The organism is Thermophagus sp. OGC60D27 (genome assembly GCF_052400625.1).
Classification (GTDB): Bacteria; Bacteroidota; Bacteroidia; order Bacteroidales; family Marinilabiliaceae; genus Thermophagus.
The window spans coordinates 47,651-60,056 of record NZ_JBQTGH010000006.1; the positions used below are offsets into that span (position 1 = coordinate 47,651).

The 12,406-nt window shown below is 40.3% G+C and carries 7 protein-coding genes and 1 riboswitch; of the genes, 5 read left to right on the forward strand and 2 right to left on the reverse strand.

The window, feature by feature from the left end:
* Window positions 1–44: 44 nt before the first annotated feature.
* Window positions 45–3,737, forward strand: a complete 3,693-nt coding sequence (purL, locus tag ACT29H_RS08585; RefSeq protein WP_444821211.1) for a phosphoribosylformylglycinamidine synthase — start codon at window positions 45–47, stop codon at window positions 3,735–3,737.
* 163 nt (window positions 3,738–3,900) lie between these two features.
* Here the strand turns inward: purL and ACT29H_RS08590 are convergent, their stop codons facing one another.
* A complete protein-coding gene (locus ACT29H_RS08590; protein WP_444821212.1) occupies window positions 3,901–4,581 on the reverse strand; it encodes an FAD-binding oxidoreductase in 681 nt (226 codons plus the stop codon).
* A 935-nt stretch (window positions 4,582–5,516) separates the two neighbouring features.
* On the opposite strand from ACT29H_RS08590, the gene ppk1 reads away from it, so the two are divergent.
* Together ppk1 and tdh are read left to right on the forward strand one after the other, a co-directional pair.
* A complete protein-coding gene (gene ppk1 / locus ACT29H_RS08595; protein ID WP_444821213.1) occupies window positions 5,517–7,610 on the forward strand; it encodes a polyphosphate kinase 1 in 2,094 nt (697 codons plus the stop codon).
* A 401-nt stretch (window positions 7,611–8,011) separates the two neighbouring features.
* A complete protein-coding gene (tdh, locus tag ACT29H_RS08600) occupies window positions 8,012–9,043 on the forward strand; it encodes an L-threonine 3-dehydrogenase (RefSeq protein WP_444821214.1) in 1,032 nt (343 codons plus the stop codon).
* A 225-nt stretch (window positions 9,044–9,268) separates the two neighbouring features.
* Here the strand turns inward: tdh and ACT29H_RS08605 are convergent, their stop codons facing one another.
* Window positions 9,269–9,484, reverse strand: a complete 216-nt coding sequence (locus tag ACT29H_RS08605) for a DUF6132 family protein (RefSeq protein WP_444821215.1) — start codon at window positions 9,482–9,484, stop codon at window positions 9,269–9,271.
* Between the two features lie 77 nt (window positions 9,485–9,561).
* Between ACT29H_RS08605 and ACT29H_RS08610 the strand changes: the two genes are divergently transcribed.
* Together ACT29H_RS08610 and ACT29H_RS08615 are read left to right on the forward strand one after the other, a co-directional pair.
* Window positions 9,562–10,770, forward strand: coding sequence for a hypothetical protein (locus ACT29H_RS08610; protein WP_444821216.1), 1,209 nt, complete (start codon window positions 9,562–9,564; stop codon window positions 10,768–10,770).
* Between the two features lie 164 nt (window positions 10,771–10,934).
* Window positions 10,935–11,143: riboswitch (cobalamin riboswitch) on the forward strand.
* 28 nt (window positions 11,144–11,171) lie between these two features.
* Window positions 11,172–12,338, forward strand: a complete 1,167-nt coding sequence (locus ACT29H_RS08615; protein WP_444821217.1) for an ABC transporter substrate-binding protein — start codon at window positions 11,172–11,174, stop codon at window positions 12,336–12,338.
* Window positions 12,339–12,406: the final 68 nt, after the last annotated feature.

The window sequence follows — 12,406 nt, forward strand, 5'->3', positions numbered from 1 at the left end:
TTTTGCAGCTTCTACGATATAAACCGCATAAAACTGAAGATCAAATGGTACATTTTTTCCAGGGCGAGAATCGTCGCGTGTTAGCTGTTGGTAGCAGCACTACTCTCTCAAAAACCGATTTAGAAAAATTAATTTGGCTTTTTGATGGTGCACGACTTTTAGAAAACCAAAAACTGGAAGGTTTCTTTGTTGGACCCCGAAAAGAAATGATCACACCCTGGAGTACCAATGCAGTGGAAATTACCTTGAACATGGGAATTGCCGGCATTGAACGAATCGAAGAATTTTTTGCCACAGATCACCCAAAGGCGCAATATGATCCCATGTTACAAGCCATGTACGATGGCTTGGATCAGGATGTTTTTAATATCGCGAAAGAGCCGGACCCCGTTATTTTTGTGGAAAATATTGAGGCATATAATGAGAAGGAAGGATTAGCGCTTAGCAATGAAGAAATAGAATATCTGAATGATTTGAGTCGACGTCTGGGGCGTAAATTGACCGATAGTGAAGTTTTTGGATTTTCACAGGTAAATTCAGAGCATTGTCGTCATAAAATTTTCAACGGGACGTTTATTATTGATGGGGAAGAGAAACAAAGCTCTCTGTTTAAATTGATAAAGAAAACCTCTGAAAAAAACCCCAATTATCTGGTATCAGCCTATAAGGACAATGTGGCATTTATTCAGGGACCTTTGGCCAAACAATTTGCCCCTGTGCGCCAGGATACTTCTGATTTTTTTGTTGAAAAGGATATTGAAACCGTTTTATCTCTGAAGGCTGAAACCCACAACTTTCCCACCACCGTGGAACCTTTTAACGGTGCTGCTACCGGTTCCGGCGGTGAAATACGTGACCGACTTGGCGGTGGAAAAGGAAGTCTTCCTTTGGCCGGAACAGCCGTTTACATGACCAGTTATCCCCGTCCCGGCGATGGCCGGAAGTGGGAAAAGGCATTTCCGGAACGACCATGGCTTTATCAGACACCGGAGCAAATTTTAATAAAGGCATCTAACGGAGCCAGCGATTTTGGAAATAAATTTGGACAACCACTCATCTGTGGATCGGTCCTGACTTTCGAGCATTTTGAAAATTATCACAAATTTGCTTTTGATAAAGTGATTATGTTGGCAGGTGGTATCGGATTTGCTAAAAAAGATCACAGCCTAAAGGATACACCCGCTAAAGGTGATCAGGTGGTGGTGCTGGGAGGGGACAATTACCGTATCGGAATGGGAGGTGGTGCCGTTTCTTCTGTGGCCACTGGTGAGTTTGCCAATTCCATTGAATTAAATGCGGTTCAACGTTCCAATCCCGAAATGCAAAAGCGGGTCATGAATGCCATTCGTGCCATGGCCGAAAGCGATGAAAACCCAATTGTTTCTATTCATGATCATGGTGCCGGTGGACACTTAAACTGTCTTTCTGAATTGGTAGAGGAAACGGGTGGTACCATCCATCTTGATCAGTTGCCGGTGGGTGATCCTACCTTGTCGGCAAAGGAAATTGTAGGGAATGAATCACAAGAGCGGATGGGGTTGGTGTTGCATGAAAAAGATGTTGAAAAGCTCAAAAAAGTAGCCGATAGGGAGCGTGCTCCCATGTATGTGGTGGGACAAACTACCGGTGATATGCAGTTCCGTTTTGTGGATGATAAAGGCAATGTACCCATCGATCTGCAATTGGCGGATATGTTCGGAAATCCACCTAAAACAGTTATGAAAGACGAGGTGGTTTCTAGACAATTTGAGGATATAAAATATGATGTTAATGAGGTTGAAAATGACCTCGAAATGGTTCTTCAACTGGAGGCGGTGGCATGTAAAGACTGGTTGACAAATAAGGTAGACCGTTCGGTGACCGGTAAGGTTGCCTGTCAGCAATGTGTTGGTGAAATCCAGTTGCCTTTAAGTGATCTGGGGGCGACAACAATCGATTATTCCGGAAGTAAAGGTGTTGCTACATCGATCGGCCATGCCCCGGGCATTGGATTGGTCGATGCTAAAGCCGGATCTGTCATTTCTGTAGCCGAAGCTTTGACAAATATTGTTTGGGCTCCGCTGACGCATGGCATAAAAGGAATAAGTTTAAGTGCCAACTGGATGTGGCCTTGTCGAAATAGTGGGGAAGATGCCCGCTTATATGAGGCAGTGGATGCTGTTAGTCGTTTTGCCTGTGATCTTGGAATCAACATTCCTACCGGAAAAGATTCTTTGTCTATGACGCAAAAATATCCTGACGGAGAAGCTGTCATCTCCCCAGGAACGGTGATTATAAGTGCTGCGGCCGAGACAGACGATGTTCGCAGGATTGTTAAGCCGGTGTTGAAAAAAGAATGCGATACCTACCTTATATATATTGATCTGTCGTCGGATACCATGAAGATTGGAGGAAGCAGTTTTGCCCAGATTAGAAATAAGCTGGGCAATGAAGTTCCAACGATAAAAGATTCCAACTATTTCCGTCAAGGCTTTGAAACGATTCAGCAATTGGTTCGGGAAGGATTGGTACTGGCAGGACATGACGTTTCGGCGGGTGGAATGGTAACCACCTTGCTGGAGATGTGTTTCGCTAATAAAGATTATGGTGTGGAAGCGGATCTTTCCAATATGATGGAAGAAGATCCTGTTAAGCTGCTTTTTAGCGAAAATCCTGCTGTCGTGATTCAGGTTGCTGATCTGGATACTGTGGGTGGTTTGCTTGAGCAGGCAGGTATCCGATTTGAGGTGATTGGTCGGCCGGTTGAAACGCGACATTTGAAGGTGAAGACAAAAATCAAAAACTTCAGCTTTGATATCGACCATATGCGGGATGTTTGGTTTAGGACTTCTTATTTGCTCGATCGCAACCAATCCGGGGAGAAGAAAGCTGAAGAGCGTTTCAATAATTACAAAAAACAAGCTTTGGAGTTTCAGTTCCCGGCTCATTTCCAAGGTACGTTGGAATCGCTTGCTCTGATTAATCCTCAAAGGGTCACAAAGGCTGCCATTATTCGGGAAAAAGGTGTTAATGGTGATCGGGAAATGGCTTATTCTCTTTATAAAGCCGGTTTTGCAGTAAAAGATGTTCACATGACCGATCTGATTTCGGGAAGAGAAACTTTAGAAGAAATTGATTTTATTGTTTTTGTGGGAGGCTTTTCCAATTCAGATGTTATGGGATCCTCTAAAGGATGGGCCGGAGCATTCCGATATAACGAAAAGGCTCAAAAAGCGCTGGAGAATTTTTATGCACGTCCCGATACTTTGAGTCTGGGGGTCTGTAACGGTTGTCAGCTAATGGTGAATCTTGATCTGATTAATCCGGAACATGAAAAGAAAGCCAGAATGCTTCACAATGATTCGCATAAATTCGAATCTAATTTTGTAACCATGACTATTCAGGAGAACCATTCAGTTATGTTGAAGTCGTTGGCCGGCTCTAAGATCGGGGTTTGGGTGGCTCACGGGGAGGGGAAGTTCTGTCTGCCGATGGAGGAAAATGCCTATCATATTCCCGGAAAATATGGTTATGAAGCATATCCTTCGAACCCAAACGGAAGTGATTATAATGCAGCTGCCATATGTTCGCAAGATGGCCGTCACCTTGCCATGATGCCTCATTTGGAACGGTCGGTTTTTCCATGGCAGTGGAGTCACTATCCGCAGGGAAGAAGCAACGATGCCATAACCCCTTGGATGGAGGCTTTTGTAAATGCCCGTAAATGGATCGAAGAAAAGCACAAACAAAAAGAATAAGTGGATATAAAACTATTAGTTAAGGCCCTGGATGGTGTTGGTTATTGTCCATCTAAGGGCCTTAATCATTTTTGGTAGTTTTGGCCTCGCCTATAAAAAGATTTATGAAATGCCCTTTCCTTTATTGATTTTTCTTCGTTTTTGGTCAGAATAAAGAACGCGGTTAGAAATAGACTTCAGCATGTATTTTCTCCGAAGGAATACCCTGCGTTTCCAGAAGGTCATACACATCATGGATCATGCTGCTATTACCACACAGATAACAACGAACCTTGCCTTCAATAGGGTTTTCTTCGAGATAATTGGTTACCCGTCCGAAATAGGAATCTTGACTTTTTTGGCGTGAGGTACACGCCACATATCGGGAAGGGGCATAAAAGTCTGATTCGTATTTTTCGGTGGTATTGCGAATACCGTGAAGAATACGATAATTGAGGACGGGATATGATTTTATAAAACTATGGAACGGTGAAATGCCTGTACCGGTTGCAATAAACAACAATTGTTCATTGGGATCGATCTGGGAGGGGAGGGAAAAATAACCTACAGGTTCTTCCACCACCAACATGTTACCGGGTTTTTGCTTTTTAAGAACTGGAGAGATAAACCCATCGGTCACTTCCTTGACCAGAATTTCCAGATAATCATCATTTTCACCACTATAAATAGAATATTCTCTGGTATGGATGCTGTTGGCCGGACCAACGTTGATGTGTTGTCCTGCTTTGAATTTGAGATTATTTCTTTCCATTCTGATGATAAAGGTGGAGTCTGTTAAATGTTTTATTTCCAGGATTTCATGTAGTTTTGTGGAAATTTTATTGGCTTCCGATACTTTATTCATGGCAAAAAAATTTAGAATTTGTTTTTAATCGTATCAATGAGTTTTTACTGATTTACTTAGTATCAACCATCGGTATTCAAAACTTGTGTGGGTCGACGTTTCTAACACTTTAGTTAAGTGTTGTAATGTTAAGTTGATGGTGTTAGGTGTTGCCCAAAGTTTAAAATCTTTCATAGAAGGGACCTAAACGAGGCTTCCTGAAAGTTCAGAAACAAAACTGTGGTTTAGAAAAAATGTTCACTATTGTTGGCTAAATCTTATTTTGGTGCCTTTGGATGATTTTTTGCCCGTAACACTAAAATGAGGATATCATTTGGCAAAATTCTTTTTGAATGTGCCTATTCATGTTTTTGTAATTGATGTTTATTGGTTACTTATTCTCTTGCCATTCGGGGTTCCTTTAATTTTCTCTTTTCATTGAAGTGTATTTGTTTAACATGAAGCTGCGAGTAGAATTATGCCGTCTTTTTTAATCCGTAAATAAAAGTTGATAATTAGGCCTGCGATTGCATCGCATCGGAACATGTGATTGCATCACATCGGAGCATGTGATTGAGTCGCATCGAGGCATGCGATTGAGCTGCATCGAAGCAAACATCTGGGTTTGATGTATATAGAATAGGATTGAACTGTTCTTCATTATTTGGAGAATGCACCCACTTTCCGGCCTGGAGTTGTGTGAATGTGGCCTGTTATGCATGTCACCTACAAACCAACACTTTGGACTTAATTTTTTCGGATGAAACGAGCATGACAAATTCCCATTTTCATACCCGGAATATGAATGAACTTAAGATCATACGCGTTCCATTCGTCAAAAAACCTAGATAAACTTTATTCGGATGAAATTTTTATTGACTTATTTTTAGTGTGTGAAATCAACAAATTGTGGCTATATTAGTTTTTCTTTATGAATTGTTTTAAGGTCAACATCTATGCTCTATAAAAAATATCGTTCCAAAGAATTAAGTTGGCTCTACTTTAATGCGCGTGTCTTGCAGGAAGCTTCAAAAAAGGAAGTGCCATTGATTGAGCGGATAAAGTTTCTCGGGATATATTCCAATAATCTCGATGAATTTTTCAGGGTAAGAGTCGCCTTTTTGAAGCGTTTGGCCAAGTTGGGTAAGGATGCAGAAATTGACGGTGTTTCACCGCGAAAAACCCTATTTGAAATTAATCGAATTGTTAAAGAACAGGGGCTTGAATTTGGCCGTGTGTATGAACAAATTATTCGAGAGCTGGAGGGCCATAACGTATATATGCTGGATGAAAAGTCGCTAAATGAAAAACAGGGCGATTATGTACGACGCATTTTTGAGCAAAAAGTGAGGCCCAAACTTATGCCCGTGATTATATCCAAACGACGTAATCTTCCTGACCTGAAGGATGATGCTATTTATTTGGGGGTTATTTTAAGAAATCGTCGTACCGGCAAATCGGTCTATTCACTGCTTGAACTTCCGGTGGATGCGGTAGGACGCTTTTTTATTGTCCCTTCTAACTCGCATTCTACTTCAATAATGCTTTTAGATGATGTGATAAGATTTGAGTTGGAAGATATTTTTTATATGTTTGATTTTGATGAGTTTGGAGCCTATACATTTAAACTTACTCGAGATGCAGAACTGGATATTGACGACGATATTTCCGAAAGTTATGTGAACGCCATTGCCCAGAGTTTGGAAAAGAGAAAGGATGCCCCCCCCGTGAGATTTGTCTATGACAAAGAAATGCCCAAAGACTTACTGGAAATTTTATTGAAGAAATTGCATTTTACCAAAGATGACGTTATCATTCAGGGAGGGCGATACCATAATTTTAAGGATTTTATGGATTTCCCCACAATTGGAGGACCCGATATGCTTTATGATCCTTTGCCACCTATCCGGCATGAGCATTACCCCAACGGAAAATCTGTCTTTTCTGTTTTGAAACAAAGAGATATATTATTGCATTTTCCTTATCATTCATTTCTTCATTTTATTGATTTCCTTCGGGAGGCCAGTATTGACCCAATGGTAAAGGAATTAAAAATTACCATTTACCGGGTAGCCAAACATTCCAATGTGATGCATGCCTTAATTAATGCTGCACGCAATGGGAAAAAAGTTACGGCAGTGATGGAGCTGCAGGCCCGCTTTGATGAACTGCCGAATATTAAGTGGGCTAATAAGCTACAAAATGCCGGGGTGAAAATTATTTATGGCGTCAAAGGATTGAAAGTACACTCCAAGCTTTTCTTGGTGACACGAAAAGAGGAAAATCAATTGGTACGGTATGCATGTGTGGGAACCGGTAATTTTAATGAAGATACCGCAAGGGTTTTTAGTGATCATCTGTTGATGACTGCTCACGACGGTATCGCCCGAGAGGTGGCCTCGGTATTTAATTTCTTCGACCGAAATTATCGGATATCCAGATATAACCATCTATGGGTTTCCCCTTTTTATCTCAGACGTAAGCTAACCCAGCTGATTAATAAAGAGATTATGGTAGCCCAAAAAGGTGGGGATGCCCGGTTGTGGATTAAACTGAATAATCTGGCTGATTATAAAATGATTCAGAAATTGTATCAGGCCAAAAGAGCAGGAGTGGATGTGCGATTGAATGTGCGGGGCATGTTTTCTTTGTTTCCTGATTTTGATAAAGAGGTGGAGCCGATCCCTTGCATCGGTCTTATTGACCGTTTTTTGGAACACAGCCGATTCTTCATCATAGGATCCGGCGAAAGAGAAAAAGTATACATTGCTTCGGCCGACTTGATGTCTCGCAATCTCGACCGAAGAGTTGAAGTGGCTTGTCCGGTATATGATGAGAAGCTGAAAAAACAACTGATTGATATGTTTCTTATTCAGTGGAAAGATACTAGTGCTGCCAGAATCCTAGATAATGAATTAAATAACAAATTGAAGAAACCAAAGAAAGGAACTTCTCCTCTGAGATCGCAAATTGAATTTTATAAATATCTTAGTTGTATCAATCAAGCTGAATTAGATGGGGAACCAATAGAACTGAAGCTTGCTGAATAATTGTTCATTATTCTTACGTCAAACATGATGATTGTTTTTTTTTGAGATGGTGAATGATTCTACATTTGCTAAAGGCTAGGTTATTTCCCTAAATGCTTATTTAAGCAATTGATAAAGCTCAGAACATCCGGGATAATTAGGATATTTTACTTTGGCCATTCCTTTCTGGATCTCTTTCTTCTGAGATCCGGGTAATTCGCTTGGGAATGGTCTGTTTGAAAAATCGTCATCCGGGTTATTCCTACCTGAGCCTACTCTATCTTAATGTCTTTGGGGAAAGAGAGTGTGCTAATGTCGAAGGCGTAATCGAATATGGGACAATTGCCTTAATAAGGATGTTTATAAAAGCGATGGGCCATGCGAGTTCCATCAGACCAATAAATTAGATAAACTTTATAGTGATGAAAACAATGAAAGCTCTGGTAAAGCTGAAACCCGAAAAAGGGATATGGATGCAGGAGGTTCCCATCCCTGAACCAGGTCATAACGATGTTATAATCAACGTAACAAAAACAGCCATATGTGGTACGGATCTTCACATATACAAATGGGATGAGTGGGCACAAAAAACCATCAAAACCCCCATGATTATCGGGCATGAATATGTGGGATATGTATCTGCCGTAGGATCAGAAGTGACCAATGTGAAAGTGGGAGACCGTGTTACCGGTGAAGGTCACATTTCCTGTGGATATTGCCGGAACTGTCGAAGGGGCAGGCAGCATATCTGTGAGAAAACTGTTGGGATAGGGGTTAATATAGATGGTGCCTTTGCCGAGTATGTGAAGGTTCCTTCCAATAATGTGATGAAGATTAATTCGCAAATCCCGGACGATATTGTTGCCATCATGGACCCGCTGGGAAATGCAACGCATACAGCTCTATCATTTCCATTGATAGGGGAGGATGTTCTGGTTACCGGTGCAGGCCTGATAGGAAGCATGAGTGTTGCTGTTGCTAAGTTTGCAGGTGCCCGATATGTGGTGGCCACAGAAATGAACGAATATCGGGCAGAAATTGCACGTAAGATGGGTGCTACCAAAGTAATTAATCCGCTGAAGGAAAATTTGTCTGATGTGATTCGTGAGCTGGGAATGATCGGTTTTGATATAGGATTGGAGTGTTCAGGATCGGAAAAGGCTTTCAACCAAATGCTGGCCCATATGTACAATTCGGGTAAGATTTCTTTGCTCGGCATACTTCCTTCTTCTACTGTTGTTGATTGGAATACAATTATTTTTAAAGGCTTAATGTTAAAAGGGATTTATGGACGTGAGATGTTTGAAACATGGTATCATATGGAACAGATGTTGATGTCGGGGTTGGATATTTCTCCAATAATTACACATCGTTTTCCAATTGACGAATTTCAAAAGGGATTTGACATCATGGAAGAAGGAAATTGTGGTAAGGTTATTTTGAATTGGGAGTAAATCCTTATTAATTTGTTATTTATGGCAGGCGTTCTGTCGTCCCTGTTTCGTTCTAATACGTTGGTCTGAACAGGGGGCAGAACGTTTTTTGGGTGTTAATGTGTCCTTCTTTTTATTTAAAACTGACATTATCAGGGTAGGAAATTCAGGGATAATGATTGGATTGCCATACCTATTGGATTTCAAATTATCCTAGGCCTAACATCTTTTTGGCAAGTATTGTTTTTACTTTATTGTCCAGATTAATCCTAAAACCATGCCTGCGATTGTACTGTTCCAGGGCCTGCTTGTAATAGGACAACTGCCGGAGGTGCAACCGATAAAATGATAGTATGCATATCCTAAAGTGCCACCTACTACTATTCCAATAGCTATTCTTAGTAAGCGAGACATTTTTTTGTTTTCTTTGTTGTCGGATTTTATGTGTTTGTTGGTTTGCATGCTATTATTCGTTTTTTTTGAAAAATAAATGTTGTGCAAAAATATTTAAAAATATAGATAATTAAAAATATTGGTTTATGCCTAATCGTTTATTTTTTCTTTTTTTCCTTGTGGTGTTCTTTTCTATTTCAGGGACTGCCCAGAAATATGAAACACTCTTCCAGCAATGGGAGAACTATCTCCAGGGCGATGATAATGAAAAGAATTTTCGGGAAGTGTCGTTACTCAATCAGATTGAACGATTTGTGGTAAACGTAAGTGAGGCTCCGGATTCAACAAAATTTTTACGGGGGTGGGAGGTCATGTCTGACCAAGATGAAAAATTCAATGCTTTTGTCACCATTGTTTCATTTGAAAGCGGCAAACAGAAATTGCTTTATTGTTTGAAGTCAGTAAAAGAAAAGACGGCCTTTACATTTACCAAAGAGCTGCCATTTACAATAGAAGAGAAATGGACACTTGACTTTGAAATGTTACCCTTGAATGAAGATACAATAGTTGGTTTTAACGTTATGACTAATCGGAGAGAGATTCTGAAAATTCCGGATGTAGAGACCGCTATGGGTTTTGCCAGCTTAATGAGAATGAAAGGCGAAGAATCCATCTTCAGTGTTTCGGAAAAGTTGCAGCAACGCCTTTCTATGGTATTGTCGCAACCCCAAATGTTTTTAGATGATTTCGCCGGCTTTTCAGGATTGTCCACTCTTTTGTTGCCAAAGGAAGGGGTGAAAATAGTGACTTGGAACATAGAAAAACTTGAAGGAGGCCATCACTTTTTTGGGCTTTTGGCCGTAAAAGATGAAGCTAAGAATATTCAGGTGTATCAATTGAATGATAAGTATACGGAAATTAATCGAGCCCAGTTTTCAACGTTGCGTTATCCTGACTGGTTCGGTGCCGTTTATTACCAAATTATTCCGGTACGAATAAAAAAACAGACTTTTTTTACGCTTTTGGGATATAATGGCAATGACGCCTTTTCAAAAATCAGAATTGTTGATGTATTCTATATTGCCCGCCAGGGGATACCTGTTTTTGGTGCCCCAATTTTTAATGTTGGGGGACGCGTAAAAAAAAGGTTGATTTTTGAGTATAGTAATGATGCCAATATGATGCTAAGATATGATGGCCGGGAAAAGAAGATTGTATTGGATCATTTATCACCGATGGATCCTGTTTATGAAGGAGATCGGAGTTATTATGTGCCTGATCTGTCTTATGATGCATTGGAATATAAAAACGATCAATGGCGATATCTGGATAATATTGAACTTAGAAACCGATAAATATAAACAATGCTGGAATGGTTGAGACATAGGATTTTGTGAGGGGGATAGATTGAATCCTTTGTTTTTAATTGCCATGAAACTTTATAATTTCTTTTATTACCTTTTGTTAATAGAAAAGTAAGTTAGGGATTGGATATTGTAGTTGTTGTATATTATTTTAATTTTGCAAAAGTGTAACAGGTGCTATTAAGCCTCGAGGGAATCCGGTGGTCTGTTGGCAGAGAGTCCGGAGCTGTACCCGCAGCTGTAATCCCATATTATTGTTGTAACAACAGAAGCCACTGGAATGATCTATTCATTATGGATGATTTTCTCCGGGAAGGCGTTACATCAGGGAAAGCCAGAAGACCTGCCTGTACACTGCCCCTTAACCAATAAAGCTTTCGGGAGATAAAGTGATGGTATTAAAAAAATTGTTGTCCGGTCTGTTGACTGTCGTATTGTTTTCTTCTTGCCACGTTGCAACCCAAAAAGATTCTGTTATAGATCTTTTTGCTAATCTTAAACCTGATTCGGTTTTTCGTCCGAGCTATGCCAAAGGATTTTCTATAACTTATTACGATAGTCTGAAATTAATTCACATAGCTGATCCTTGGGATCAAACAGCCGAGGGAGATTATATTCTTGTAGGGTCCGGGGAGTGTCCCCAACAGTTCCAAAATCACTTGTTGCCGTATGTAACCTATCCTGTTACAAATTGGTCCGCCTTTTCATCTACGCAAATCGAATTTGCTGCAAAAATTGGCGTTCTTGAATCGCTTGGTAGCGTTGCCGAGCCTCAGTATATCTCAAATTTCTATGTACAGGCAAACCTGAACGAAGGGAGAATAAAAAATGTGGGAATGGCCGGTTCACCTGATATTGAAGTTCTTTTGGCTTCGTCTCCACAGTTTGTGTTTGTTTCTCCTTTTAAAGATAACAGATATGGTCCTATTGAGGAGGCAGGTCTGTTATTAATTTATGATTGTAGTTATCTTGAAGTTTCTCCTTTGGGAAGAGCTGAATGGCTTGTTTTTTTTAGTGCTTTTTACGATAAAGAAGAAGTCGCAATTTCTCAATTTAAAGAGATTGAGAACCGTTATCAGGCCATCGCCAGAAGAGCCAAATCCGTTGTTCCCCGGCCCACTGTTTTTACCGGTTATCTTTTTAATGATGTTTGGTATATGCCGGCGGGCGAAAGTTATGTGGCTAAATTGTTTGAAGATGCTGGGGCTGCATATCGCTATCGTAATCGGCCGGGGGCAGGTTCTTTAGCTTTGGATTTTGAAACGGTTTTTAATGATTTTTACTCAAGTGATGTATGGGTTTTGACGGTCAATCATCAAGGAGATTTTACCACTTCTGATTTGCTTCAAATGGATGGACGATATTCCGGGTTTGAATCTTTCAAAAAAGGGAAAGTATTAATCAGTAATTCCCGCTACTCGGGGTTTTATGAAAAAGGCATAGTTGAACCGCATGTAATTTTAAATGATTTGGCCTATTATCTGCATCCGGATCTTTTTCAGGAATATGAACCGGTATATTTTCATTGGTTGAAAAATGATAATCAGGGAGGAAAATAATCCAATAAATTGAAAATTTGCCTTTGAGCCATTAACAAATAGCATTTAAGTGGAAAAAATATGCCTCC

Bases quoted from the DNA above. Each gene is read 5' to 3' on its own strand.
- tdh (WP_444821214.1), top strand. From the start codon at position 8,012: ATGAAAACAATGAAAGCTCTGGTAAAGCTGAAACCCGAAAAAGGGATA.
- ACT29H_RS08610 (WP_444821216.1), top strand. From the start codon at position 9,562: ATGCCTAATCGTTTATTTTTTCTTTTTTTCCTTGTGGTGTTCTTTTCT.
- ACT29H_RS08605 (WP_444821215.1), bottom strand. From the start codon at position 9,484: ATGCAAACCAACAAACACATAAAATCCGACAACAAAGAAAACAAAAAA.
- ppk1 (WP_444821213.1), top strand. From the start codon at position 5,517: ATGCTCTATAAAAAATATCGTTCCAAAGAATTAAGTTGGCTCTACTTT.
- ACT29H_RS08615 (WP_444821217.1), top strand. From the start codon at position 11,172: ATGGTATTAAAAAAATTGTTGTCCGGTCTGTTGACTGTCGTATTGTTT.
- purL (WP_444821211.1), top strand. From the start codon at position 45: ATGGTACATTTTTTCCAGGGCGAGAATCGTCGCGTGTTAGCTGTTGGT.
- ACT29H_RS08590 (WP_444821212.1), bottom strand. From the start codon at position 4,581: ATGAATAAAGTATCGGAAGCCAATAAAATTTCCACAAAACTACATGAA.